The organism is Algibacter ulvanivorans, assembly GCF_048381495.1.
Classification (GTDB): domain Bacteria; phylum Bacteroidota; class Bacteroidia; order Flavobacteriales; family Flavobacteriaceae; genus Algibacter_B; species Algibacter_B ulvanivorans.
Genome location: NZ_JBLWGD010000003.1, coordinates 407,416 through 433,554 on the forward strand (window position 1 = coordinate 407,416; position 26,139 = coordinate 433,554).

Consider the following 26,139-nt stretch of genomic DNA (forward strand, 5'->3'; position numbering starts at 1 on the left):
TAATTTGCTTTTAATACAGCAAAGTTATTAAATTAAAAAAGTAATAAAGCAATAAGAAAAAGGTAAATTACTTAACAGCCTTTAAACTTAAGTCCATATTATGTACAGAGTGCGTTAATGCACCACACGAAATATAATTTACACCACACTCGGCATAATGTCTAATTGTTGTTTCGTTAATATTACCTGAAGATTCGGTTAAACATTTATCTCCAATTAGCTTAACAGCTTTTCTTGTATCTTCGTAATCAAAATTATCTAACAGTATTCTATAAACCCCTTCGTTATTTAGTATTTCTTGAACCTCGCTTAAATCTCTAGCTTCAACCATTATTAACAAATCTTTACCAGTTTCTTTTAAATACTGTTTAGTTGTTTCAATAGCTTTTGTTATTCCTCCAGCAAAATCAATATGGTTATCTTTAAGCATAATCATATCATAAAGTGCAAACCTATGATTATCTCCTCCGCCTATTTTTACAGCCCATTTTTCTAAAACACGAATACCAGGTGTTGTTTTTCTTGTATCTAATATTCTAGTTTTTGTACCTTCAATTAAATCTACAAACATTCTAGTTTTAGTAGCTATAGCACTCATTCGTTGCATAGCATTAAGCACAGTTCGTTCTGCTTTAAGAATAGATTGCGAAGAACCTTCAACATACATTACAATATCACCAAATGTTACTTCGCTTCCGTCTTCAATACGTACATCTAGTTTTAAGTTTTTATCAACATAAGCAAAAACTTTTTTGGCAAAATTAACACCTCCTATTATTCCCTTATCCTTTACCAAGAGCTTAGCTCTACCTCTAGCATTTGTAGGTATACAAGCTAATGAACTATGATCACCATCGCCTACATCTTCTCTTATAGCGTTTTCAATAATCATCTTTACTTCTGTATCAAACTGCTCTTGTGTAATCATAATATTTTGTTAATTAATCCGAACAAAAATAAGAAATAGATTTACTAAATTAAATTTCATATTTACGATTTTATTATTTTTTCCTTATTTAGATTCATTATTCATTAATATAAAATAGTAATTTTGCGTTTATGACTATAAAACTAATTACTATTGGCAAGACTGATAGCAAACAACTTACTGCTTTAATTGAAGCATATATTAAACGCCTAGGGCATTACATTAAGTTTAATTTAGAAATTATTCCAGATATAAAAAACTCTAAAAATTTAAGCGAAGAGCAGCAAAAAAAGAAGGAGGGCGAGCTTATTTTAAATAAGATTACTACTACAGATGCTTTAATTTTATTAGATGAAAATGGCAAACAATTTGATTCTGTTGCATTTTCTTCTTATTTACAAAAACACATGAACTCTGGAATTAAGCATTTGGTTTTTGTTATTGGTGGGCCTTACGGTTTCTCTGAAGATGTATATAAAAAAGCAAATGGGAAATTATCATTATCTAAAATGACATTTTCCCATCAAATGATTCGCTTATTTTTTATTGAGCAACTATATAGAGGTTTTACTATTTTAAGAAACGAACCCTATCACCATAAATAAAAGCATATTTTGCTTTTTAAAACCGCTCACTAAACCCACAGGATAGTTTCTTTTTTTTAATGTGTTTTATAAACTTCTTTACGCTTTTTAAGTTGTCGTTCTAGGTCGCTAATAGTTTCTCTTACAGAAACTTCAAAATTATGTTTGTTTGAAGTAGCAAAAATTCTAGGCCCTGGTAAACTTAATTCTATATTACAAATTTTTCCATTTTTATAGTCTTTTTCGTCTAGTTTAAAATGCACCTCTGCAGTAATTAAAAACTCATATCTATTAAATAATTTTTCTAGTTTTTCTTTTGTGAAAGACGAAAGTGTCTCACTTACATCTACATCTACATATTGAATATTTACTGTCATATTTCTTCTTTTTTAAGTGATTAATAATGATACTGTAAGATACAAGTTTTTTAAATACACGTAAGTAACAAAAGTCATAAAATGATGATTATTTTTTATTTAAAAAACACAAATATTATATATTCTATAAAAGCAATAAACAGTACTTTTATCAACTAAAAAAAAGGAATATATGGAATTGGTTTTCGCAACTAATAATTTAAACAAACTTAAAGAGGTTCAAGCTTTAATACCACAAAACATTAAACTTTTAAGTTTAAAAGACATTGGTTGTTTTGAAGATATTCCTGAAACCCAAAACACCATAGAGGGCAATGCTATACAGAAAGTTCAATACATAAAAACCCATTACAATTACGATTGTTTTGCAGATGACACAGGACTAGAAGTAGATGCTTTAAATGGTGCGCCCGGAGTATATTCTGCTCGTTATGCTGGCGAACAAAAAAACACCAATAACAATATAAACAAACTACTAAAAGAACTAACAAATTATAAAAACAGAAAAGCTCAATTTAAAACTGTTATTGCGCTTTATAAAAACGGGCAATTAAATACTTTTTCTGGTATATGTAAAGGCGAAATTACTAAAACAAAACATGGCGAAAAAGGCTTTGGCTACGACCCTGTTTTTAAACCAAATAACTACAATATAACCTTTGCAGAAATGGAATTAAATATAAAAAACAGTATAGGTCATAGAGGCAAAGCCATAACAAAACTAGTAGATTTTTTAAAAAATACAGAATCAAAAAATTAGTTAAAAAAATATATTTAAGGTTGGCTATTAATATTCTTTATGTTATTTTTAATCTATGACAGAGGAAGCTATAGAAAAAGAAAATGCAGCCATTGCTAAAGCCTACAAACAATTATTAAAGGTAAGCTACACGGCGCTTTCTAAAGACGACAAAAAACTTATTCGTAGTGCTTTTGAAGTAGCACTAGATGGCCACAAACACCAACGCAGAAAATCTGGAGAAGCCTATATTTTCCATCCTTTGGCCGTAGCTAAAATTGTAGCTCAAGAAATAGGGCTTGATGCAACATCTATAGCTGCCGCATTACTACATGATGTTGTTGAAGATAGCCCCGATTACGACATTAAAGATATAGAAAAAAAATTTGGCAAAACCATAGCCACCATTGTTGATGGACTTACAAAAATATCGTCTTTAAGTAAAGAAAAAGACATGGATGTTTCTTTACAAGCAGAGAACTTCCGGAAAATGCTTTTAACCCTTAATGACGATGTTAGAGTTATAATTATTAAAATAGCAGATAGACTTCATAATATGCAAACTATGGACTCTATGCGTGCCGACAAACAAGTAAAAATAGCCTCAGAAACCTTATACATTTATGCCCCTTTAGCTCATAGAATAGGGCTTTACAATATAAAAACAGAACTAGAAGATTTAGGCTTAAAATATACCGAACCTGATGTTTACAACGATATTCATGACAAAATAAAAGAAAGTAAAGAAGAACAAGATAATTATATAAACCAGTTTAGCGACGTTATAAAAAACTCGTTAGACAAAGAAAATCTTAGATACACTATAAAAGGAAGACCTAAATCTATATTTTCAATTAGAAAAAAGATAATTAACCAAGGGGTTTCTTTTGATGAAGTTTACGATAAATTTGCTATTCGAATAATTTATAAATGCGATGCAGACCCGCATAACGAAAAGTTTTTAGCCTGGAAAATTTATTCTATCGTTACAGACCACTTTAGGCCAAATCCCATTCGATTACGCGATTGGATTTCCTCTCCAAAATCTACTGGATATGAAGCTTTACATATTACTGTTATGGGGCCAAGAGGCCGATGGGTAGAAGTTCAAATACGAAGCGAACGTATGCATGAAATTGCCGAAAAAGGATATGCAGCACATTATAAATACAAACAAGGAAACGAAAAAGAAGACAATTTAGAAAGCTGGATTAACAGATTACAAGAAGCCCTTGAAAACCCAGATTTAAATGCTGTAGACTTTGTTGAACAGTTTAAACTAAACCTATATTCAAAAGAAATATTTGTGTTTACACCAGCTGGCGATTTAAAATCTTTACCCAAAGGCGCCACAGCTCTAGATTTTGCTTTTAGTATACATACAGAAGTTGGCATGAAAACTCGTGGTGCCAAAGTAAACGGCAAACTAGAACCTCTAAGTCATGTACTTAAAAGCGGCGATCAAGTTGATATACTAACTTCAGACACCATAAAACCTAACCCAAACTGGTTAGATTACGCAACAACCGCTCGTGCCAGAAGTAAAATTAAATCGGCATTAAAAGAAGACAAAAAAATAATTGGAGACGACGGAAAAGAGATATTAAGACGCAAATTAAAACAATTAAAAATTACACTTGATGAAAATACCATAAACGAAATGGTAAACTTCTTCAAGTTAAAAACCAGTCTTGACTTATTTTATAGAATTGGTCTTGGTTCTATTGATAATACCATGCTAAAAAGCTATGCTTCATCAAGAAGCAATGCTTTAATGAGTTACATTAAAAATAAAATTTCACGAAAACAAACCATTTCTAAAGAAGAAATAGAGAAACAAGAAATTACATTAAAATACGATTCTATTGTTTTTGGTAAAGACGAAGAAAAACTAGATTACAAACTATCTAACTGTTGTAACCCAATACCTGGCGACAAAGTATTTGGTTTCTTAACTGTAAATGAAGGCTTAAAAGTGCACAAGAAAAATTGCCCTAACGCCGTTAGCTTACAATCCAACTACGCTTACAGAATTATGCAAGCCAAATGGATAGATTCTTCACAACAAGAATTTTTGGTTAAAATTGAATTAACAGGAATAGATCATATAGGACTTGTAAACGATATAACTAAAATTGTTTCAGAAAATATGCATGTTAACATGAAAAGCATAAGTTTTGAAAGTAATGACGGCCTTTTTTCAGGAAAAATCAATGTTATAGTTAAAAATAATACCATAATTAAAAAGCTTTTAGAAAAACTTAAAAAAATTAATGGCATAGATAAGGTAAGAAGATTATAAAAAAGTGTAAATTTGCGACGCAATTATGGACGACAAGGCAGATTCAAAAAATCAAGAGATTGTAAAAAACGTATTTACTAGCTTTCTAGAAGCTAACGGGCACCGCAAAACCCCCGAACGATACGCCATACTTCAAGAAATTTATAACAATCAAGAACATTTTGATATAGAATCTCTATATCTTAACATGAAAAACAAAAAGTATCGTGTATCTAGAGCGACACTTTACAACACAATAGAATTACTTTTAGAATGTAAATTGGTTAGAAAACACCAGTTTGGGCAAAACCAAGCACACTACGAAAAATCTTATTTCGATAGGCAACACGACCATGTTATTCTTACAGATACAGGTGAAGTTATCGAGTTTTGCGACCCTAGAATTCAATCTATTAAAAAAACAATCGAAGAAATATTCGATATCGAAATTAATAACCACTCACTCTATTTTTACGGAAATAGAAAATCAACAACAAATAACTAATTTTTAACAATGGCAGTAGATTTACTACTTGGACTACAATGGGGAGACGAAGGCAAAGGAAAAATTGTTGACGTACTAACCTCTAACTACAATATTATAGCACGTTTTCAAGGTGGTCCAAATGCAGGACACACTTTAGTTTTTAACGGTAAAAAACACGTATTACACACCATACCATCAGGTATATTTCATGATGATGCTACAAATTTAGTAGGTAATGGCGTAGTTATAGACCCTGTAATATTTAAAGGCGAACTTGATAAATTAGAAGAACAAGGCGTTGATTATAAAAAGTCTTTATTAATTTCAAGAAAAGCACATATTATTTTACCAACGCATCGCTTATTAGACGCTGCAAGCGAAACCTCAAAAGGTAAAGCAAAAATAGGCTCAACCCTAAAAGGTATTGGCCCAACATATATGGATAAAACCGGTAGAAACGGTATTCGTGTTGGCGACTTAGAATTAAGCGATTGGAAAGAAAAATATAGAGCACTTGCAGACAAGCATGAATCTATGATTGCTTTTTACAATGTTGAAATAGAATACGATTTAAAAGAACTAGAAACCGAATTTTTTAAAGCTGTAGAAGTTTTAAAATCTTTAACCTTTATAGATTCTGAAGAATACATTTATAAAGCCCAAAAATCTGGACAATCCATATTAGCCGAAGGCGCTCAAGGCTCGCTTTTAGACATCGATTTTGGAACTTACCCATTTGTAACCTCTAGTAACACAACAGCAGCCGGTGCTTGTACTGGTTTAGGTGTGGCACCAAACAAAATTGGAGAAGTATTTGGTATATTTAAAGCTTACACTACACGTGTAGGTTCTGGACCATTCCCTACCGAGTTATTTGATGAAGATGGCGCTACTATGGCAAAAGTAGGTAACGAATTTGGCGCTACTACTGGACGCCCAAGACGCTGCGGATGGTTAGACTTAGTAGCCCTAAAATACGCTTGTCAAGTAAACGGAGTTACTCAATTAATGATGATGAAAGGCGATGTACTTTCAGGCTTTAAAACCCTAAAAGTGTGTACTGCATACAAATATAAAGGAGAAGTTATAGAACACCTACCTTATAATATAGAACCTGAAAATGTAGAACCAATTTACACAGATTTTAACGGCTGGAACGAAGATTTAACAGAAATGTCTGAAGCTTCACAAATGCCTAAAGCTCTAAATGAATATATCGAATTTTTAGAAAAAGAACTAGAAATTCCTATTACAATAGTATCTGTAGGACCAGATAGAAAACAAACTATTTTTAGAAAATAATAGAATTTAATTTCTCACCAAAATAAACCAAAGACTACTCAAAAAGTAGTCTTTTTTTTATATTTGTTTTATGAATGACTTAAATTTTAATATTTTTAATTTAATTATTATTTCAGGGGTTTTACATGGAATAATTTTTAGTGTTATAGTTTTTAGTCAGAAAAAAAACATAGAAAACAATACAATTTATCTTGGCCTTACTGTTCTGTTTTTATCACTAAGTAATTTTCAATACTGGTTAATAGTTACTAATATTACTAATAAATATCAGTTCTTGAATTATATATTTATTCCATGGCAATGGCTAATATTGCCTATGTTCTACATGTACGTTCATAAATTTATCGGTCGCAATAAATTAAGTCTTAACTTAAAAAAATTAATATTATCCCCTTTTTTAATCGTTTTATTAATTCATATAATACAAATTACACTTAATTGTAGCCATAATACTTTTCAAAAAGCTTCTATACATTTCCAAAAAGGCATATACGTATATATCGAATTTGCTTCTTTCTTTTTTAATGTTTTAATAATCTTTTTTGTTTATAAAATGATTTTAAAACATGAAAAATACAAATGCTTTAATATCCTTTGGGTCAAATCTGAAACAAATTGGCTAAAAAAACTAATCTTTACAGGACTAGTCATTTGCTTGTTTTGGTTAATTGGCTTAATATTTATTGTAATATTTAATTTAAATAAAACTTATATTTTTTATCCATTATGGATAGGAATATCAATACTTATATATTGGATTGGTTATGTTGGAATTAATAAATCTCAACAATTAAAGAATAGAATTGAAATACGAAAAAAAAGAATTCTAGAGTATAAGCATCAAGAACTTAAAACGCATAAAATCAACAATTCCAAAAGCTATAAAAAATTAAGGAATCATATCAAAATAAATAAAAGTTTTCTTAATCCAAATTTGTCTTTAGAAATATTATCCGAAGAACTTAACTTAAGTGCAGGGTATTTATCGCAGCTTATTAATAAAAACTCTAATTTAAGTTTTAATGATTTTATAAATTCATTAAGAGTTAACGATGCAAAAGCCATGTTAATTAATACCGACTTTAATAATTATACTATAGTCGCAATAGGTTTAGAAGCTGGTTTTAATTCTAAATCTAGTTTTTACTCAGCATTTAAAAAATTCACAGGAAAAACTCCTATTGAATATAAAAAGAGTATCCGAAATCATTAAGGTTATATTTATTCTGGACTCTAATTTAGAGAAATTACAATACTATTGTTTCATTAATTAACCAAAAATATATTTACAAACATGAAACATTTTTTAAAAATTGCTCTTTTACTTTTTTTAACAATTATTTTTATTAATTGCGAAAAAGATGACAATACCAATAACGAAACCATACAAAAATAAATTATTAGCAATGTCCAAATTAAAAAAGTAACACTAAAAGAGATTAAAGCAGCAACAGGCTTAAATAATACTTTAAATAAAATCAAAAAGAAGTTTATTTATAAAGAGAAAAAAATGAAAACTCAAAAATCTCAAAATAGTTCTTTTTCTATAATAACTAATGAGATTTTTGAAGCATTAACCAATGCATCCCATGCATATACTTTTAAAATAGAAACACCCTTACATCCTGATGCTACTTTTGAGAATTTTGTAATAGAAAAGCGAAACAATCAAGAGGAGTATCATTTATATATTTATAGTTATAAGACGATAACGCAACTGGATGGTACAGATTTCACCTTTTTAATGCATATACAGGAATGTATAGATATGGAAAACAATGATAATACTAGTGCAAAAATGCAAATGGTTGGCAGTTGTTTATATGAAGTTGACCTGAACGGAAATACAACCGGTGAGCCAGTTTGGTGCTTTGGAAGTGAAGGTAGTGGAGGCACTTCGAGTGGTCTTGGAGGAAGCGATAACACAATTGCTTTAAGTAATGAAGAATGGATTTATTATCCAGATGGTTTTGGAACTTGTACTAGAGTAAGGACTTATACTGTAACAACTAGCTATGAAACATCTGAAGATAATTATGGATCGTGGTCAGGTTATTACGCAACAGAAGTAGAAGCTGGGGTAGCATGTATTAGCAATACTAATAACAATAGTGACGATAATTATAGCGATCCACATTTTTACAATGATGGTCCAAGTTCGACTGAACTGGATGGTGGAGGTGGCACTTCAGGACCAAGTCCAGATAATACGTCAACAGTAGTAACAGTACCATTTACTCCTTATGATGTGCAAATAATGAATTGTTTAGGCTCTTATGTTCTTACAACAGGCAATACAAGCATTCAGGCATGGTTAGATAGCCCAAATACAAATTACAGAGATGTTAAAATGGCAGCTTCAGTTTTAAATAATAATGGATGCAGTACAGAAAGCCAAGAGTTAGTTTTACAAGCTATTGAGGCTTTATCTAATGAGGAAGTTGAAAGTTTTCAAGATATCGTTGTTTTTGTTGCTCCTGATGATCCAATTGAAAATATGGTTGAATTTTTACTGTGTATTGATATAGATGCTCCTGCTTCTTTAACAATTTATGCAGATCAACCGATAAATGACAGCACATTTCCTGTTGATATTGAGACAAGGAATCCTGGTCATGCTTTTATATCCTTATCACAAAATGAAAACACAGTTGTGTTTGGTTTTTACCCAAAAACCAAAGCAAAAGCAGCATTACTTGATCAAGGTGCAATAGGTAATAATCAAAATGATGAGTATGATGCAAGTATTACCACAAATATTACACCTGAACAATTACTTAAGATTATTGAATATGCAATTGTAAAACCAGCAATTTATAATGTAAACCATTTTAATTGCACAGATTACGCAATAAAAATAGGAAATTTAGGAGGTTTAAATTTACCAAATTGCTATTCTCCTTTATACCCTGGCGGAGGAGGTTCTGCCCCTTCCATCTTAGGTGAGTATATAAAATCTTTACCAGAAAGTGATGAATATACAACTGAAACTACCACTAATAATGCTCCTTCACAATCAGGTGATTGTGATTAAAAATTAATTCAAAACGAAGATTATTATTACTTATAAAATAAAGATAATCCTCTAATTTTTTATATTATGAAAAAAAAACTTTACCTTATTATTATTTTTCTAGTATGTATTTCCTGTGGTAATACAAAAAATAATTCTACAATCGAAAAAGACAAAAAACTTATCAAAAGTTTTATAGAAAATATACTCGTAAATAGAGAGAATAACTATGAGAGTATAAGAGAACTTAGCAACAAATACAGTCAAATAAGAGAACTGGAAAGCAAAAAAAATGGAAGAAAAAATCTTGATAGTCTAATCCAAATAGCTTACAGAAACGGAAACAAAAAAAATATAAAAAAACTAAATAAACAGTATAATGAGTTACAAATTAGTAAAATTGAAAGTCATGCAAAGAATAGATTCGAAGAAGCTTTAAAACTTAATATTGATAATAATTTTATTAATTCCAATTTCTCAATATATAATAAAACAAAAAAAGACAGTTTAAGTATTATAGAAACTATTGGTCAATATTCAGCTATGTACAAAGAATCCTATGATAAAGAATCTTGGCAAGATTATAAAATTATTCATTATTCTGAAGTAAAAAACCATGCGAATTTATTGAAATCTGATATGTATTCAAGTCTTGAATACAATAAATTAAAATCGATTTATTTTGTAATGTTCGATAATAAAACAAATAGAGTTATGCTATTTACTATTGAAAACAATAAAATCATTTCATTCTTTCCTCATTTAGTTTTTGGAGTTGGACCAACTAAACCTTACTTATTAAATGAAAAGCCATAAGGTTTTACAAAAAGCATGAAATTTATAAGCCATTTGATGAAGACTAGGCAATGAAAAGTATTAGCGGTAAAAAATGTATAAAAAAATTCAAATGTTTTTGCATATTACAGAAAGGAAGAACCAGAAACTTCACTAGAAACATTGCTTTTCGCAACCTGAAACAGGAAAATTAGTTGCTTGAATTATAATTAATCAAGGTGGTTACAAATACTTTATGACATTTAACATGTTTTAAACAAAAATAATTATCAAACGCTCCAAAACATTTTGGAGCGTTTTTTGTTTCAAAACAATTATACATTATAATTATCGTTATTTTTGCGACAAACATTTTACATTTTGAACAAACTACAAACGCTTTTATTTACTCTTTTAATTGGTCTTGCGTTAACAACTCATATAAATGCACAATCAAAAGAAAAAGTAAAAATTGAATATGCTGGAAAATTAACTATTGACGAAAAAAATTATCCAGGAGCAAAAATTTTAACACGAGATGATGCCCAACAAGTACATATAGAGCATGGAGGTGCCAATATGTGGTGCGACAAAGCCATTCATTACAGCAAAGACAACTTTATTGAAGCCTATGGGAATGTTATTTTAAAACAAGGCGATACTATAAACATGACATCTCAGTATATAGAATATAGTGGCATTACAGAATTAGCCTTTGCTAGCGGAAATGTTGTTTTGAAAGACCCAAACTCAACAATAAAATCCGATACTTTATATATGGATAGAACCAGACAACAAGCCTTTTATAGAAATGGCGGAACTGTTGTAAAAGACTCTTCTGGAACCATTACAAGTAAAATTGGCAGATATTATATGGACCAAAAAAAATACCGCTTTGTTGATGATGTTGTTTTGGTTAGTGAAGAATCTACTATAAATTCTAATTACTTCGATTTTTATTCAGACACAGGTTACGCTTACCTTTTTGGACCTTCAACCATTACTACTACCGATAGTAAAACCTATTGCGAAAAAGGTTTTTATGATACTGAAAACAAAGTTGGTTATGCCGTTAAAAAAGCTAGAATAGATTACGATAACAGAATTATTGAAGGCGACAGTTTATACTTTGATAACAACAAAAGTTTTGCCTCTGCATCCAATAATATAAAAGTTACAGATACCATAAACAAAAGCATTGTAAAAGGCCATTATGCCGAGGTTTTTAAAGAAAAAGACTCTCTTTTTATAACAAAACGAGCCTTAGCTATAACGGTTCAAGAACAAGACTCGGTTTATATACATGCCGATAAAATTATGGTTACCGGAAAACCAGACAACAGAATAATAAAAGCCTTTTACAACGCCAAAATATTTAAAACCGATTTAAGCGGAAAGGCAGATTCTATTCATTCCGATCAAAAAACAGGTGTAACAAAACTCTTAAACATTTCTACGCTATCATCCAACGATAAGTTTTCAGTAAAACGCAAACCCATACTTTGGAATTTAGAAAATCAAATGACAGGAGACACGATTCATTTACTTTCAAATAATAAAACCGAAAAAATAGACTCGTTACTTGTTTTCGAAAACGCATTTATTATAAGTCAAGACACCATTAGTAAAACAGGATTTAATCAAATAAATGGCAAACGGCTAGTTGGTTTGTTTAATGATGAAAACCAACTAAAACAAGTTGATGTAACTAAAAATGCCCAATCCATTTTTTATGCCAGAAACGACAAACAAGAGTTAATAGGTATAGATAAATCTAAATCTGGAAGTATAAGTATACTTTTTGATAATGGCGATATTGATGAATACACAAGATACAACCAGATAGACGGAAACTTATACCCAGAATCTAAATTTCCTGAAAAAGAAAAATTTCTTAAAGGGTTTGATTGGAGAGAAGAAGAACGCCCTAAAAACATTGAAGATTTATTTAAAGACGACCCACCTCTTGAATTACCTATAATTAAAGGCTTAGAAGATTATGTACCTCAAGACGAGTTTGTTAATAAAAATTTACTAGATCGTGTTAAAAAAGCAAACCAAACAACACAAAACAATAAAACAGTAAATTCTAAAGCTTCTAGAAACCTACCTAAACCAATAAAAAAAGGTAAAGAAAATGCACTTTTAAAAAAGAAAAAACTTCAAATAAAAACTCAAAAAAAAATTAATTTGCCAACTAAAAAACCAGTAGCAAACGAATAATTAAAAATGAAGCTCGATTTTTTAAAATATCAGGCACAAACCTCGCCTCATCCTTTATCTATGCAAATATCGCATGCTAAAGGGTCTTATATTTACGATATTAATAATAAAGCTTATTTAGATTTTGTAGCCGGAGTTTCTGCTTGTACACTTGGCCACAACCACCCAAAAGTTGTAAATGCTATAAAAAAACAACTAGATAGCTATATGCACGTTATGGTTTATGGCGAATACATTCAAAAACCAGCAGTACAACTCGCTAAACTTTTAGCAAAACATTTACCAGAATCCTTACAAACTACATATCTAACTAATTCTGGAACCGAAGCAATAGAAGGCGCATTAAAATTAGCAAAAAGAGCCACAGGCAGAAGCGAAATTATTGCTGCAAACCATGCATACCACGGAAATACAATGGGCGCCATGAGTGTTATGGGTTACGAAAACCGTAAACAAGCCTTTAGACCACTTTTACCCAACATACAGTTTATAAACTTTAATAACCTAAAAGAACTAAATAAAATAACAACCAATACAGCTTGTGTAATTTTAGAAACTATACAAGGCGGAGCTGGTTTTATAGAACCAACCAATAACTATTTAAAAAAAGTAAAAGCTAAGTGCCAAGACGTAGGAGCTCTTTTAATATTAGACGAAATACAACCAGGAATTGGACGAACAGGAAAACTTTTTGGTTTTGAAAATTACAACTGTACACCAGACATTTTAGTAACAGGTAAAGGTTTAGGTGGAGGCATGCCAATTGGAGCTTTTACAGCATCAAACAAATTAATGAGTCTGTTACAAGACAACCCAAAACTAGGGCATATAACAACCTTTGGAGGGCATCCTGTAATTGCAGCTTCTGCCCTAGCCACATTAAAAGAAGTTACAGAAAGTAACTTAATAAAAGAAACACTAGAAAAAGAACAACTTTTTAGAAAACTTTTAGTGCACCCATTAATTACAGAAATTAGAGGAAAAGGATTAATGCTAGCCCTTATTACACCATCTGCCGAAATAACAAATACTGTAATATTAAAATCTCAAGAGCAAGGTTTAATATTATTTTGGCTACTTTTCGAGCCAAAAGCAGTAAGAATTACACCCCCATTAACCATTTCAAATGAAGAAATAAGTAAAGGTTGCCAAATTATAGTTAATATTTTAGACCAAATACAACAAAGCACACAAACCCGCTAAGCACTAAAAAACAACAAATTAACACTAAAAATCTAATTAAAAACTCCAAGTGTTGATTACTTTGTTAAAAACATTTATTCAAACTTTAATAGTCAAGCAAATAGAAGCTTAAATTTATTCAAGTAAAAAAACTTACAAAACACGTATGGAGTTTAGTCATAACGACAATAACAATTTGCCCCTTACCAAGTTTGAATCAATGTTAAAAACAAACCATGTTTTATTCTTTGATTCTGAAGAATTTGAAAATATAATTCATCATTATCTCAATCAAGGTAAAATAGCGCTAGCCAAAAAGGCTATTAAATTAGGCTTAAACCAACACCCAACTTCAATAAACTTAAAACTATTTAAAGTTGAAATATATATTTTTGAAGATAAGCTTTATGAGGCAGATGCCCTTTTAAACGATTTATACAATCTAGACCCCACCAATGAAGAAATATACATTCAAAAAGCGAACATATTCTCAAAAAAAGATGAGCACGAACAAGCTATTGAAGTATTAAAAAAAGCATTAAAACTAACCAACGATTTAGTGGATATATATTCATTAATAGGCATGGAATATCTCTTTTTAGATCAATATGAAGATGCAAAAACATCTTTCATGAAATGTTTAGAGATAGACATTAATGATTATTCGGCACTTTATAATATTATTTATTGCTTCGAATTTTTAAACCAAAATGACGAAGCTATCTCTTATTTAAATACTTTTTTAGATAAAAACCCATATTGCGAAGTAGCTTGGCATCAATTAGGTAAACAATATTTTGCTTTAGAAGACTATAAAAAAGCATTAACAGCTTTCGATTTTGCAATAATATCAGACGATACATTTGTAGGCGCATATTTAGAACGCGGAAAAGTTTTAGAGCAACTAAAACGCTATAACGATGCTATAGAAAACTACACCATAACTTTAAAACTAGATGAGCCAACATCTTTTGCACTTTTACGTATTGGATGTTGCTACGAAAAATTAGGAAATCACGACCTTACATTACAGTACTATGACCGAGCAGTTCATGAAGACCCACAACTAGATAAAGGTTGGATTGCAATAACCAAATTTCACAACAAAAAAGGTAACTATCACAAAGCTTTAGACTTTATAAATAAGGCTATAAATATAGATTCTGAAAATGTTTTTTACTGGAAGTTATATGCACAAATAAATCAACGATTAAACTTTTTTGAAGAAGCCGAACGTGGTTACAAAAAAACCTTAGATTTAGGCAACTACGAACTAAACACTTGGCTTTCTCGAGGCGATTTACTAATAAAATTAGGCGAGTTAAAAGCTGCCATTCTTAATTTTGAACAAGCCCTAGACTTTCACCCAGACAATGCAGAATTAGAATACAGATTAGCCGGCTTACATTTTACATTTAAAGATTATATAAAAGGTACTTTTCATTTAAAAAATGCTTTTAAACATAACAAAGAATATACTTTTATACTAGACGAACTTTTCCCTCAAGTTTCTAAAGTATTAAAAGCCAAAAGTATTCTTAAACAAATCTACAAGTAACCCCCAAACGGCTTTATTTATTTTTTTTTAGTAATCAATTGTATACCTTTGGTTTTCGCAAAAAATCAATAATATGCAAAGACGCTTAAAAGATTACTTAATTATATCATTTAAAGGCTTAGCCATGGGCGCCGCAGATGCCGTTCCGGGTGTATCTGGAGGCACTATAGCATTCATTTCTGGAATATACGAAGAACTTATATCTACAATTAGTAATGTTAATGCAAATTTATTTAAAACCCTTTTTAGCAAAGGCTTAAAAGCGTTTTGGCAACAAGCAAACGGTAATTTTTTATTAGCACTACTTACAGGTATAATTATTAGTTTTATATCGTTTATGCGGCTTGCCAAATATTTATTAGAGTATCATCCTATTTTAATCTGGTCGTTCTTTTTTGGGCTTATTGTAGCCAGTATTTATTTTGTTGGTAAACAAATAACGAAATGGAATTTAGCAACTATATTTACTTTAATTATTGGTGCTGTTATTGCCTTTTATATAAGCAAATTACCATCTTTAGGCACTAATGATAACCCTTGGTTTTTATTTTTTGCTGGTGCTATTGCCATTTGCGCCATGATACTCCCTGGAATTTCTGGATCATTTATTCTAATTATTCTAGGTGCATATAAAACCTTAAGCAACGCCATTCATGATTTAGATATAAAGAAAATAATAATTTTTGCAGCAGGAGCTGTAGTTGGTTTATTAAGCTTTAGCCATGTATTAAAATGGCTATTTAAAAACTACCACAATATAACATTAGCTTTGCTAACAGGATTTATTTTTGGGTCGCTTAATAAAGTTTGGCCATGGAAAAACACGCTATCATGGCACACAAACTCTAAAGGAATAAAAGCGCCATTATTACAAGAAAGTATATCGCCTTTTGCCTTTGAAGGAAACAACCAAATACTACTTGCAATTGTTTTAATGCTATTAGGCTTTTTAACTATTTTTATCCTAGAGCGTGTAGGCTCGAAAAAATAATGCAAAGTACCAGAACATTTACAGATAAAATTTTTCTAATCTTAAAAGGGTTAGGTATGGGAGCTGCTAATAAAGTTCCTGGAGTTTCTGGTGGTGTTGTTGCCTTTGTCGCTGGTTTTTATGAAGAGTTTATTTATTCGCTAAAAAAAGTAAACAAAAAAGCCTTTATGCTACTCTTTAACGGTCGTTTTAAAAGTTTTTATAGGTATATAAATGGGCGGTTTTTAAGCCTCCTTTTTTCAGGAATGATTATAAGTTATTTTAGCATTTCAAAAATATTAGATTATCTTATAAAACACTACGAACTCTTTGTTTGGAGTGTTTTTTTTGGAATGATAATAGGCTCTATTTATTACATTAACAAAGATTTTAAAGACTGGAATTACAAAACTTACTCTGCTCTTGCAATTGGTATTTTACTAGGCATTAGCATTAGTTTTTTAAATCCAGCAAAAGAAAACGACAATCTTTGGTTTGTTTTTTTCTGCGGAATAATAAGTGTTTCAGGTATGACATTACCCGGGTTTTCAGGATCCTTTATTCTAATACTTTTAGGCAATTATGTTTTACTATTAGTCGATTCTGTTAATGCGTTATATGATACTTTTTCTGAAGTTATTAGAGGCCATTTAAGTTTTATTGAAAACCCAGAACGCATAAGGTTATTAAAAGTTTTAATAGTATTTACACTAGGCTCTGTAACAGGTCTTGTTACGTTTTCTCATGCGCTAAGCTATATTTTAAAGCACCACAAAAACATTACACTTTCTACAATTATTGGGTTTATTATTGGCTCGTTAGGTGTAGTATGGCCCTGGAAAAGAACAATATATAAATTAGACAGCACCGGAAATGCCATTTTAGATTCTAGAGGCGAAATGATTATTAAAAACTACCAACGTTTTATTCCTGATTTAAATACTCAAACTTATTATGCTATTTGTTTTATTTTCTTAGGAATTGCCATAGTTTTGGCATTAGAATGGTACGGACAAAAAACTAGAAAAGTTACATGAAAAAATTAGGCTTATTAGGTAAAGATATTTCATATTCTTTCTCAAGATCTTATTTTAAAAATAAATTTGAAGAGGAAAAAATAAATAATGTCTCTTATGAAAATTTCGACATAGAAAACATCAACCTACTCCCTTCAATAATAAAAAATACAGAAAACCTAAAAGGTATTAACGTAACAATACCTTACAAAGAACAGGTTATGCCTTTTCTTGATAAAATTAACAAAAAAGCTAAAGCTATAGGCGCTGTAAATACTATAAAAATAACAAAAAAAGGAAAATTAGTAGGTTATAACACAGACTGTTATGGGTTTAAAAACTCATTAAAACCTTTTGTAAAATACAAGCATAAACGCGCATTAATTTTAGGTACAGGTGGAGCAAGCAAAGCTATTGCTTACAGTTTAAAAAAAATGGGGATAAAATATAAATACGTATCCAGAACATTAAAGAAAGACGTAAGTTTTACTTACGATATGTTAACCGAAAACGATATTTTAAAACATCAAATAATTATTAACTGTACACCATTAGGTACATTTCCTAACATTAAAGATTGCCCAAATATACCTTATTCTGCTATTGGCAAAAATCATATTTTATTTGATTTAATATACAACCCAGAAGAAACCAAATTCCTTTACCACGGAAAACAAAATGGAGCAACAATAATTAACGGGTTAGATATGCTTGTACTACAAGCAGAAAAATCTTGGTCTATTTGGGATATTAAATAAAACAGTTCATAGTGCTTTGTAATTACTTTACTTGTTAGTATCTTTAAAGTCGAAAGTAATTTTGACGAACCTTAACATTTAAAAAAATGTCTGATATTAACAAACCCCAAGAAGTAGACGGAAAAGAAGAAACAAATTCTAACAACAACGCCGCACCAATTACAAATAACGAAAATACTGTAGACTCACCTACAGATGCAAATACGGTTGAAAATTCTACTGAAAATGTTATAACAGACGAAGGTGATGAAATTATTAATGAAATTGACGAGTCTAATGCCGAAGATGCCGAAGACGAAGGCAATAAAGAAAGACACACTATAGAGGTAAAAGCCTACGACACCATGTCGTTAGAAGCCTTAGCTATAGAACTAGAAAAACTGATAGAAAAAGAAAAAGTTCAAGCTATAAAATCTCATGTAGATAATATTAATACAGAGTTTAAAACAAAATTTCAAGCTTTAATAGACGAAAAAAAGGAAGACTTTATTAACAATGGTGGTAACGAAATAGATTTTTACTACGCATCACCAGTTCAAAAAAGATACAAAGAAGCTTACAGAAACTATAGAAAAAAAGTAAACGCTCACTACCAAAGTTTAGAGCAAAATTTAAAACAAAACCTAGCCAAAAAACTTGAAATTATTGAAGAATTAAAAGGCTTAATTAATGTTGAAGAAAACATTAACACGACCTACAAACACTTTAAAGAGTTGCAAGAACGCTGGAGAAATACAGGGCCAATTCCAAGAGATAAATATAACAATGCTTGGAATAGTTACCACCATCATGTAGAACGTTTCTACGATTTTTTAAACATAAATAGAGAGCTACGCGACCTAGATTTTAAACATAATTTAGAAAAAAAACTATTAATTATAGAACGTGCAGAAGAGTTAGCTAAAGATGATGATGCTATGCGAGCCTTTAGAGAACTTCAAGAACTTCATAAAATGTGGAAAGAAGAGCTTGGCCCCGTACCTAGAGAACATAGAGAAAGTATTTGGCAACGTTTTAAAGACGCAACAAAAACAATTAACGACAAACGCCAAGTCTATTACAAAGAAATAGACAAGATTTACGAAAAAAACTTAGAAAACAAACTCGAAATTATTTCGAAAATAGATGCAATAACCGCAAGCGAAAACAAATCTCATGGGGGCTTACAAAAGAAAATAAAAGAAGTTGAAGCTCTTAGAGAAGCCTTTTTTAATGCTGGTAAAGTACCTTTAAAAGTAAACGAAGATACCTGGGCAAAATTTAAAGGCGCTGTTAGGTTATTTAATAGAAAAAAGAATGCATTTTACAAAGAATTAAAAAAAGACCAATACAAAAATCTACAACAAAAACTAGATTTAATTAAAATTGCCGAAGACAATAAAGACAGTGAAGATTTTGAAATAACAACTCCTTTGATGAAAAAAATTCAAAGCGATTGGAAAAAAATTGGTCATGTTCCTAGAAAAGATAGCGATAAAATATGGAAACGTTTTAAAACTGCTTGTAACTATTATTTTGATAGAATTCATGCTAAACGAAATGCTGCAAGTCAAGAACAAATTGATGCCTACAATAAAAAGAATACCTTTTTAAATACACTAAAAGATTTAAAGTTACCTAATGATGATAAAGAAAAAGGTATTGAATCTATAAAAGACCAAATTAAGCAATGGCAAGCTATAGGTCGAGTACCAAACGATAAACGCTATATAGACGGTAAATTTCAAAAAGCAATTGATGAGTTGTTAACAGACTTAAAAGTTGATAAAACTGAAGCCGAAATGATAAAGTATGAAAATAAGCTTGATAGTCTTAACGATTCTGATAACACAAAAAATCTTGATAACGAGCGTACATTTATTCGTAAAAAAATTACCGAAGTAAAAGGACAAATAAATCAGCTTGAAAACAATTTACAGTTTTTTACTAATGTTGAAGAAGATAACCCATTAGTTAAAGATGTACATATTAACATTAAAAAACATAAAGATGATTTAACAATCTGGAAAGAAAAACTAAAAAAGATAAAAGAACGCTATTAAGAGTTTTTCAATTCAAAAAAAATCATAATTACTAGTAATTATGATTTTTTTTTGAAGTATTTTAAGTCGAGTTTAAACTCTTACATGCCCATTTCCAAAAACGTAGTATTTATTAGTAACAAGTTCTTTAAGTCCTAAAGGACCTCTATGGTGTAATTTATCGGTACTAATTGCAAGCTCTGCCCCAACACCTATTTGGCCACCATCTGTAAATCTAGTTGATGCGTTTTGGTATACAACCGCACAATCTACATGTTCCATAAAGCTACTTGCTGCTTTAGAGTTACTAGTTATTATTGTTGCAGAGTGCCCACCAGAGTATTGGTTTATTGTTTTTACAGCATCATTAACAGAACTAACAGCGCCTATGCAACACTTTAATTCTAAAAATTCTTGATACCATATTGCATCTTCATTAATCAATTCTTCTTCATTTAAAATGGTTTTAATCTCATCATCAACTAAAACTTTTACTTGGTTACTTTTAAGTAATGTATTAAGTTCTTTAATTTTGTGGCTATAATCAGGAATATGCTTACTAACTAATATTTTATCAAGTGCATTACAAGCCGATATTTTATGTGTTTTTGCATTAATAATAACCTCTATAGCTTGTTTCCAATCTGCATGTTCATCTACATATAAAAAATTATTTCCGCGGCCGCTAACTAAAACAGCACATTTTGCATGCTCTTTAACAAAATTTATTAATTGCTCCCCGCCTCTTGGCACTATTAAATCTAATGGTTCTGTAGGATTTTTTAAAAAGGCCTGTGTATCTTGACGGTTTAAATTTAAGAGTTTTATATAATGTGTACTTAAATTATTTTCTTGTAACGCTTTGTGCCAAAGTTTAACAATAAACGTGTTACTATGTATAGCTTCTTTACCGCCTTTAAGCAATATGTTATTATTTGCTTTAAAAGCTAGTACAGCAGCCTCGACAGTTACATCTGGCCTAGATTCGTAAATAATCATAATGGTTCCAAACGGTGCTGTTTTATTTATAACTTCTAAACCACTTTTTAGTTTGTTTTTACTTATTATTTTATTTACTGGATCGTCTTGTGCCTTTACTTCTTCTATAGCCGTAATCATTCCTTTAACCTTATTTGCATTTAAAATTAAACGGTCATACATGGCTTGGTCTTCTTTATTAAAAGCTTCAATATCTTTTTTATTTGCTTTCAATATAGCTTCTTCATGTTCCTTTAATAGCTTAATCATGCTACTTAAAACATTATTTTTTACTTTCTCTGATAAAATTTTCATTTTCATTTTTTTTATAATGATACTTTTGTACCAACTACTTTACCTTCAATTATATCAATAATGGTATTATCTCGTTTTCCGTTGGCTATAAAGGTTGGAATGTTATTGGCTGCTGCTTGTTGTGCATAATCTAATTTTGATCCCATTCCGCCTCGTCCTTCTCCTTCGGTTTTATTACTATCTTTTATGTATCTATTTAAATCCTCTTCTGGAGCAACGTTTTTAATTAAATCGCTATTATCTTCTTCAGGATGCCCTGTATAAAGCCCATCAATATCTGTTAAAATAATAAGTTTATCGGCATTTAATAATTGTGCAATTAAACTTGCCAACTCATCATTATCAGAAAACATAGACATGGTAACAGATACAGCATCATCTTCATTAGCTATAGGAATAACCCCTTCGGATATTAAACCTTCGCAACAATTAATCATGTTTTGCCTGTGAACTCCAGGGCTAAAATCTCTTTTAGTTGGCAAAACTTGTGCGCATTTCATTCCATAATCATGAAAAATATTATAATAAAGCCGCATCATTCTTGGTTGCCCAATAGCAGAATATACTTGTCGTCTTTGTGTTTTATCTTTTATTTTCGATTTTCCTAAAACTTCTTTACCGGCGCTAACAGAACCAGAAGACACTAAAATAGTCATAATACCTCTTTCGTGTAATTCTGAAATTTGCTTTACTAAACGCCTTAAAACGGGCCTTACTATTCTATTATCTCGGTTGGTCATTACGTTAGTACCAACTTTTATAACGATTCTTTCTTTAAACATTTTTAATATTCTTTACCTAATTCTACTGCACGATTAAATGCAGCAAAAGCAGCTTCTTTAATTAATTCGTTTATATTATTATCTTCCATAGAATCTAGTGCAGCTCTTGTTGTTCCGCCTTTTGATGCTACTTTTTCCATCCAAGAGTTAGGTGATAAATTAGAGTTATTAAACAACTCTACAGCTCCTGTAAAGGTTTGGCTTACTAAAACTGTAGAATCGTTTTTAGAAAATCCCATTTGTAGCGCTGCCTCCATCATACTTTGCATAAAATAAAATACATATGCTGGCCCGCTACCTGATATTCCTGTTGATGCATCTATTAAATTCTCATTAGATACACGAACCGATTTGCCTGTTGTATCGAGTAAACTCTCTACAGTAAGCATTTCTATTCTTGAAACTGCTGGCGAGGTAACGTATGATGTTAATCCTTTACCAATTTGTGCTGGCAAGTTAGGCATAGCTCTAACTACTTTATTTAAACCTGTTATCTCTTTAATAGTAGAAATTGTAACACCTGCCATTATAGAGATTATAATTTGTTGCTCATTTACAAGTTTACGAATAGCTTTAAAAACAGTTTCGGCATGATAGGGTTTTACTGCTATAAAAATAATATCTGCTTTAGGCACACATTCATCTAACTCATCAAACGCATCAAAATGGGATATTTTATTGAGTGCTTCCATTTTTTCTTCAGACTTATCTAAAACCATAATATTTCGCTTTTTTAAGAGTTTAGATTTAGACATACCTTCTGCATAAGTAAGCCCCATGTTACCTGCGCCAATTACGAGTACTTTCATTTAATATATTTTTTGGTTAGTATTTAAGCTTTTAAATAAACAACATACAATCTTTGCAATCTTTAACTTCTCCGTAGTATGTTTCGCGGTATTTATGGAGTGTTTTTATAGGTAAGCCTAAAAGGTACTTTTTTACATAAGTAACTTTTGTTGTTAGCTCTCCCATTTTAACGGTATGTCTTTTTTCTACTTTTGTTTCTCTTTTTACTTCTATAATTTTCATATAACAATTTTTAGTGATTTATTTTTATTGTTTTGGCTACCTTTCTAACCGTAACTCTATATTTCTTGCTTTAAAACCCTGTTTTTGAAATAACCTTATAACAGGGTCTTTAATATTAACATGTATCGCTATTTCTCCTTTACAATATTTTGTTGTGTGTATTATTAATTTTTTGGCTATACCTTTTTTTCTAAAACCATCTTTAACAGCTAGGTAAACCAAAATATTTTCAGATAAATACTCGTTCATACCCGTTATATTTACTACAACAGCACCTAAAATTTCTTCTTTATGTTCTATAACAAAAACATAACCACCTAAACCGGGCAACTCTTTTGCGGCATACATAATAGATTTACGAATGGCACTTTTAGAGTCTTTAAACGCTCCAGAATTATTATATAAAAAGTTTGTAATACGGTTTATATCAATAATAGATAGCCTTGTAAAGGCATCATAGGTATTAATAATCATTTATGGCTATGTTTTATTACATCTTAATACGAAAGATGTATTTGCTAAAAATTACAAATAGCAAAGTATTGTTAGTTATTAAAAAAAATAACTAATTAATTATTGTTGAATAAAATGGTGTTTAAAAAACTACTTTAAGGATTTACTACGTAGTTGGAGGGATGAATTTATCTGATTGATTTCTAAAAACCAAAAAATTAAAGTTGAAGATTCTTGTGTTTCGCTTTTCATGTATTCCCTTTACCATACTGCAAAAGTACAAAAAAAGAGCCTCAAAATCAAATGGATAGTGTTAAGATAATATCAATAAAAACAACTAAAACGTTGTAGTTAGAGTAAAATATTAACTCTTTTGATATTTTGTGTAATTCATTTAAAAAATAATAAGTATTGTTTACTTAATAATTTTGATGCTGTAATTTGTTGCCTATTATTTTATAAAAGTTTAGCTTCTTCCCAAAATACATCCATCTCAGAAAGTGTCATGTCTTTTAAAGGTTTATTTAAACCTTTTGCTTTATCTTCAAGATATTGAAACCGTTTAGTAAACTTTTTATTAGTGCGTTCTAATGCGTTTTCTGGGTTTATATTTAAAAAGCGTGCATAGTTAACCATAGAGAATAATACATCGCCAAATTCGCTTTCCATATTATCTTTATTTCCTGTTTTTACTTCGGTTTTAAACTCATTAAGTTCTTCTTCTACCTTTTCCCAAACTTGTTCTGGTTTTTCCCAATCAAAACCAACGCCGGCTACTTTTTCTTGAATTCTATTTGCTTTTACTAAAGCTGGTAAGCTTTTTGGCACACCTTCTAAAACACTCTTTTTTCCTTCTTTAAGTTTTAAGTTTTCCCAGTTACGCTTAACATCATCTTCGTTTTTAACTTTTACATTGCTATAAATATGCGGGTGTCTATGTATTAACTTATCGCATACGGTATTACAAACATCGGCAATATCAAAACTATTGGTTTCGCTTCCTATTTTAGAGTAAAATACTATGTGCAACAATACATCGCCAAGTTCTTTTTTAACTTCTTCTAAATTATTATCTAGAATGGCATCGCCAAGTTCGTAAGTTTCTTCTATAGTTAAATGGCGAAGAGTTTCCATGGTTTGCTTTTTATCCCATGGGCATTGTTCGCGTAACTCGTCCATAATAGTTAATAAACGATTAAAAGCTTTGAGTTGATCTTGTCTTGAATTCATGCTTTAAGTTTTTGTAAAAATACACTTTTGAAGATTTTTTTAATAGGATTTATACCTCAAAATTATTAATTGATTTTGTCAGAAAAAATAGCTAATTTCGTTTAACTTTTGATAAAAAACATTGAAATGATTTTTATGAGAGGAACATTAAACAAAACACCTCAAAAAAGTAAAAACAGCTAAAATCTAGTTTTTTTAAACATATAAAAATTGTAAAACATGTGTTTGCTATTTAATTCATTTAACTCTTAAAAAACGTAATTATAAGTCTAAATTTAATAAACAACAGAAAATAAATTATTTTTTGTATTTTTGTAAGGTATTTACAACAAAATACCGTTCTCACATTTATTTAATTTTTAGTTTGCCCCCAAAAATTAACTATAATGAATGCTATTAAAATTAGTTTTTTATTCTTCTTACTCGTTGTATCTAATACCATACAATCTCAAGGCGTAGGAATTGGAACAACCAGCCCTACAGCCATGCTAGACGTAAATGGCGATTTAAAAGTACAAGCCACAATACATGAAACCAATTACGATGTAATACGTGATTCTATATTGGTAATTTCTAAAACAGGTAAAATAAATAGAGTTGAAGGCACAGACGTTATTAATGCGGCTATACCAAGTATGGTTAGAGCTACTTTTTCTAATACGGGTAATGTAAGCCATTTAATAACTTTAAGTTTAGGTTTTGGTTATAGCCTTGTTGAGTTTGATAATGAACTTATAGATAGTAATAATGAATTTGACCCTACAACATATACCTTTACAGCAAAACAAGATGGTATTTATAACGTTAGTGCCCAAATTAAAATTAACTCTCCAATTTCTATTAGCACAGATTTTGGTATTGGTATTTATAAAAACGATGTATTAATAGCCGAACAGAGTTTTCCTAGTTTTGTTGTAGCACTTATTAATATTACATCTCCAATACGCCATGTTTCAACCGTTATCGATTTACTTGAAAATGATACAATTACATTTAAACTATCATCTTCTTTAGCTAATGTTAATATTTTAGGAAACTCGCCAGATAGCTATTGCACCATCTATCAACTTAGGTAAATAATAAAAAACCATTACAAATAATTGTAATGGTTTTATAAAATAAATTATGAACTTAAT

General features: G+C 30.2%; 24 protein-coding genes. 16 read left to right on the forward strand and 8 right to left on the reverse strand.

Annotated elements, in window-relative coordinates; genetic code table 11:
• Positions 1–67 precede the first annotated feature (67 nt).
• The gene (nadC, locus tag ACNG5D_RS10050; protein WP_418183384.1) at positions 68–928 is read right to left on the reverse strand and encodes a carboxylating nicotinate-nucleotide diphosphorylase; all 861 of its coding nucleotides are present in this window, start codon (positions 926–928) and stop codon (positions 68–70) included.
• Between the two features lie 131 nt (positions 929–1,059).
• Here nadC and rlmH point away from each other — a divergent pair, with 131 nt between their 5' ends.
• On the forward strand, positions 1,060–1,533 hold the full coding sequence (rlmH, locus tag ACNG5D_RS10055) for a 23S rRNA (pseudouridine(1915)-N(3))-methyltransferase RlmH (RefSeq protein WP_418183385.1): 474 nt from the start codon (positions 1,060–1,062) through the stop codon (positions 1,531–1,533).
• A gap of 56 nt (positions 1,534–1,589) precedes the next feature.
• On the opposite strand, the gene hpf is transcribed toward rlmH, so the two are convergent.
• Positions 1,590–1,889 (reverse strand): ribosome hibernation-promoting factor, HPF/YfiA family, encoded by a 300-nt coding sequence (hpf, locus tag ACNG5D_RS10060; protein WP_418183386.1) that lies wholly within the window; start codon positions 1,887–1,889, stop codon positions 1,590–1,592.
• A 172-nt stretch (positions 1,890–2,061) separates the two neighbouring features.
• Here hpf and ACNG5D_RS10065 point away from each other — a divergent pair, with 172 nt between their 5' ends.
• The 14 genes from ACNG5D_RS10065 to ACNG5D_RS10130 all read left to right on the forward strand — a co-directional run bounded on the left by ACNG5D_RS10065 (position 2,062) and on the right by ACNG5D_RS10130 (position 20,234).
• Positions 2,062–2,649: a non-canonical purine NTP diphosphatase gene (locus ACNG5D_RS10065; RefSeq protein WP_418183387.1), complete on the forward strand. Its 588-nt coding sequence runs from the start codon at positions 2,062–2,064 to the stop codon at positions 2,647–2,649.
• Positions 2,650–2,704: 55 nt separating this feature from the next.
• Positions 2,705–4,930, forward strand: coding sequence for a RelA/SpoT family protein (locus ACNG5D_RS10070; RefSeq protein WP_418183388.1), 2,226 nt, complete (start codon positions 2,705–2,707; stop codon positions 4,928–4,930).
• A 25-nt stretch (positions 4,931–4,955) separates the two neighbouring features.
• Positions 4,956–5,414, forward strand: a complete 459-nt coding sequence (locus ACNG5D_RS10075) for a Fur family transcriptional regulator (protein WP_418183389.1) — start codon at positions 4,956–4,958, stop codon at positions 5,412–5,414.
• A 9-nt stretch (positions 5,415–5,423) separates the two neighbouring features.
• The gene (locus ACNG5D_RS10080) at positions 5,424–6,698 is read left to right on the forward strand and encodes an adenylosuccinate synthase (RefSeq protein WP_418183390.1); all 1,275 of its coding nucleotides are present in this window, start codon (positions 5,424–5,426) and stop codon (positions 6,696–6,698) included.
• A 70-nt stretch (positions 6,699–6,768) separates the two neighbouring features.
• Positions 6,769–7,911, forward strand: coding sequence for a helix-turn-helix domain-containing protein (locus ACNG5D_RS10085; protein ID WP_418183391.1), 1,143 nt, complete (start codon positions 6,769–6,771; stop codon positions 7,909–7,911).
• 297 nt (positions 7,912–8,208) lie between these two features.
• Complete coding sequence (locus tag ACNG5D_RS10090; RefSeq protein WP_418183392.1) at positions 8,209–9,732, forward strand: hypothetical protein; 1,524 nt, start codon at positions 8,209–8,211, stop codon at positions 9,730–9,732.
• Positions 9,733–9,798: 66 nt separating this feature from the next.
• Positions 9,799–10,527, forward strand: a complete 729-nt coding sequence (locus ACNG5D_RS10095) for a hypothetical protein (protein WP_418183393.1) — start codon at positions 9,799–9,801, stop codon at positions 10,525–10,527.
• A 339-nt stretch (positions 10,528–10,866) separates the two neighbouring features.
• Positions 10,867–12,708, forward strand: a complete 1,842-nt coding sequence (locus ACNG5D_RS10100; RefSeq protein WP_418183394.1) for an OstA-like protein — start codon at positions 10,867–10,869, stop codon at positions 12,706–12,708.
• Between the two features lie 6 nt (positions 12,709–12,714).
• Positions 12,715–13,911, forward strand: coding sequence for an aspartate aminotransferase family protein (locus tag ACNG5D_RS10105; RefSeq protein ID WP_418183395.1), 1,197 nt, complete (start codon positions 12,715–12,717; stop codon positions 13,909–13,911).
• 145 nt (positions 13,912–14,056) lie between these two features.
• The gene (locus ACNG5D_RS10110) at positions 14,057–15,448 is read left to right on the forward strand and encodes a tetratricopeptide repeat protein (protein ID WP_418183396.1); all 1,392 of its coding nucleotides are present in this window, start codon (positions 14,057–14,059) and stop codon (positions 15,446–15,448) included.
• A gap of 73 nt (positions 15,449–15,521) precedes the next feature.
• Entirely contained in the window at positions 15,522–16,439 is a 918-nt protein-coding gene (locus ACNG5D_RS10115) for a polyprenyl-phosphate transporter (RefSeq protein ID WP_418183397.1), read from the forward strand.
• Entirely contained in the window at positions 16,439–17,455 is a 1,017-nt protein-coding gene (locus ACNG5D_RS10120; RefSeq protein ID WP_418183398.1) for a DUF368 domain-containing protein, read from the forward strand. The genes ACNG5D_RS10115 and ACNG5D_RS10120 overlap by 1 nt, the downstream gene beginning before the upstream one ends.
• Positions 17,452–18,192, forward strand: a complete 741-nt coding sequence (locus tag ACNG5D_RS10125) for a shikimate dehydrogenase family protein (RefSeq protein WP_418183399.1) — start codon at positions 17,452–17,454, stop codon at positions 18,190–18,192. Before ACNG5D_RS10120 ends, ACNG5D_RS10125 begins: the two co-directional genes overlap by 4 nt.
• Positions 18,193–18,278: 86 nt before the next feature.
• Positions 18,279–20,234: a DUF349 domain-containing protein gene (locus ACNG5D_RS10130; protein ID WP_418183400.1), complete on the forward strand. Its 1,956-nt coding sequence runs from the start codon at positions 18,279–18,281 to the stop codon at positions 20,232–20,234.
• Between the two features lie 72 nt (positions 20,235–20,306).
• Here ACNG5D_RS10130 and ACNG5D_RS10135 read toward each other — a convergent pair whose 3' ends face one another.
• The 6 genes from ACNG5D_RS10135 to mazG all read right to left on the reverse strand — a co-directional run bounded on the left by ACNG5D_RS10135 (position 20,307) and on the right by mazG (position 25,003).
• Entirely contained in the window at positions 20,307–21,506 is a 1,200-nt protein-coding gene (locus tag ACNG5D_RS10135; RefSeq protein ID WP_418183401.1) for a glutamate-5-semialdehyde dehydrogenase, read from the reverse strand.
• Positions 21,507–21,517: 11 nt separating this feature from the next.
• Positions 21,518–22,288: a glutamate 5-kinase gene (gene proB, locus ACNG5D_RS10140; RefSeq protein WP_418183402.1), complete on the reverse strand. Its 771-nt coding sequence runs from the start codon at positions 22,286–22,288 to the stop codon at positions 21,518–21,520.
• Between the two features lie 2 nt (positions 22,289–22,290).
• The gene (gene proC, locus ACNG5D_RS10145; RefSeq protein WP_418183403.1) at positions 22,291–23,097 is read right to left on the reverse strand and encodes a pyrroline-5-carboxylate reductase; all 807 of its coding nucleotides are present in this window, start codon (positions 23,095–23,097) and stop codon (positions 22,291–22,293) included.
• Between the two features lie 31 nt (positions 23,098–23,128).
• Positions 23,129–23,320 (reverse strand): hypothetical protein, encoded by a 192-nt coding sequence (locus ACNG5D_RS10150; protein ID WP_418183404.1) that lies wholly within the window; start codon positions 23,318–23,320, stop codon positions 23,129–23,131.
• Between the two features lie 36 nt (positions 23,321–23,356).
• Positions 23,357–23,794: a GNAT family N-acetyltransferase gene (locus ACNG5D_RS10155; protein ID WP_418183405.1), complete on the reverse strand. Its 438-nt coding sequence runs from the start codon at positions 23,792–23,794 to the stop codon at positions 23,357–23,359.
• Positions 23,795–24,229: 435 nt separating this feature from the next.
• On the reverse strand, positions 24,230–25,003 hold the full coding sequence (gene mazG / locus ACNG5D_RS10160) for a nucleoside triphosphate pyrophosphohydrolase (RefSeq protein ID WP_418183406.1): 774 nt from the start codon (positions 25,001–25,003) through the stop codon (positions 24,230–24,232).
• 386 nt (positions 25,004–25,389) lie between these two features.
• On the opposite strand from mazG, the gene ACNG5D_RS10165 reads away from it, so the two are divergent.
• A complete protein-coding gene (locus tag ACNG5D_RS10165) occupies positions 25,390–26,079 on the forward strand; it encodes a hypothetical protein (RefSeq protein ID WP_418183407.1) in 690 nt (229 codons plus the stop codon).
• The last annotated feature ends 60 nt before the right edge of the window (positions 26,080–26,139 follow it).

Excerpts from the sequence above, each read along its gene's own strand:
- ACNG5D_RS10150 (WP_418183404.1), bottom strand. The coding sequence starts at position 23,320 with ATGAAAATTATAGAAGTAAAAAGAGAAACAAAAGTAGAAAAAAGACAT.
- ACNG5D_RS10065 (WP_418183387.1), top strand. The coding sequence starts at position 2,062 with ATGGAATTGGTTTTCGCAACTAATAATTTAAACAAACTTAAAGAGGTT.
- ACNG5D_RS10090 (WP_418183392.1), top strand. The coding sequence starts at position 8,209 with ATGAAAACTCAAAAATCTCAAAATAGTTCTTTTTCTATAATAACTAAT.
- rlmH (WP_418183385.1), top strand. The coding sequence starts at position 1,060 with ATGACTATAAAACTAATTACTATTGGCAAGACTGATAGCAAACAACTT.
- ACNG5D_RS10155 (WP_418183405.1), bottom strand. The coding sequence starts at position 23,794 with ATGATTATTAATACCTATGATGCCTTTACAAGGCTATCTATTATTGAT.
- nadC (WP_418183384.1), bottom strand. The coding sequence starts at position 928 with ATGATTACACAAGAGCAGTTTGATACAGAAGTAAAGATGATTATTGAA.
- hpf (WP_418183386.1), bottom strand. The coding sequence starts at position 1,889 with ATGACAGTAAATATTCAATATGTAGATGTAGATGTAAGTGAGACACTT.
- ACNG5D_RS10115 (WP_418183397.1), top strand. The coding sequence starts at position 15,522 with ATGCAAAGACGCTTAAAAGATTACTTAATTATATCATTTAAAGGCTTA.
- ACNG5D_RS10120 (WP_418183398.1), top strand. The coding sequence starts at position 16,439 with ATGCAAAGTACCAGAACATTTACAGATAAAATTTTTCTAATCTTAAAA.
- ACNG5D_RS10075 (WP_418183389.1), top strand. The coding sequence starts at position 4,956 with ATGGACGACAAGGCAGATTCAAAAAATCAAGAGATTGTAAAAAACGTA.
- ACNG5D_RS10095 (WP_418183393.1), top strand. The coding sequence starts at position 9,799 with ATGAAAAAAAAACTTTACCTTATTATTATTTTTCTAGTATGTATTTCC.
- mazG (WP_418183406.1), bottom strand. The coding sequence starts at position 25,003 with ATGAATTCAAGACAAGATCAACTCAAAGCTTTTAATCGTTTATTAACT.
- ACNG5D_RS10125 (WP_418183399.1), top strand. The coding sequence starts at position 17,452 with ATGAAAAAATTAGGCTTATTAGGTAAAGATATTTCATATTCTTTCTCA.
- ACNG5D_RS10070 (WP_418183388.1), top strand. The coding sequence starts at position 2,705 with ATGACAGAGGAAGCTATAGAAAAAGAAAATGCAGCCATTGCTAAAGCC.
- ACNG5D_RS10130 (WP_418183400.1), top strand. The coding sequence starts at position 18,279 with ATGTCTGATATTAACAAACCCCAAGAAGTAGACGGAAAAGAAGAAACA.
- proC (WP_418183403.1), bottom strand. The coding sequence starts at position 23,097 with ATGAAAGTACTCGTAATTGGCGCAGGTAACATGGGGCTTACTTATGCA.
- ACNG5D_RS10110 (WP_418183396.1), top strand. The coding sequence starts at position 14,057 with ATGGAGTTTAGTCATAACGACAATAACAATTTGCCCCTTACCAAGTTT.
- ACNG5D_RS10165 (WP_418183407.1), top strand. The coding sequence starts at position 25,390 with ATGAATGCTATTAAAATTAGTTTTTTATTCTTCTTACTCGTTGTATCT.
- ACNG5D_RS10105 (WP_418183395.1), top strand. The coding sequence starts at position 12,715 with ATGAAGCTCGATTTTTTAAAATATCAGGCACAAACCTCGCCTCATCCT.
- ACNG5D_RS10080 (WP_418183390.1), top strand. The coding sequence starts at position 5,424 with ATGGCAGTAGATTTACTACTTGGACTACAATGGGGAGACGAAGGCAAA.
- ACNG5D_RS10085 (WP_418183391.1), top strand. The coding sequence starts at position 6,769 with ATGAATGACTTAAATTTTAATATTTTTAATTTAATTATTATTTCAGGG.
- ACNG5D_RS10135 (WP_418183401.1), bottom strand. The coding sequence starts at position 21,506 with ATGAAAATTTTATCAGAGAAAGTAAAAAATAATGTTTTAAGTAGCATG.
- proB (WP_418183402.1), bottom strand. The coding sequence starts at position 22,288 with ATGTTTAAAGAAAGAATCGTTATAAAAGTTGGTACTAACGTAATGACC.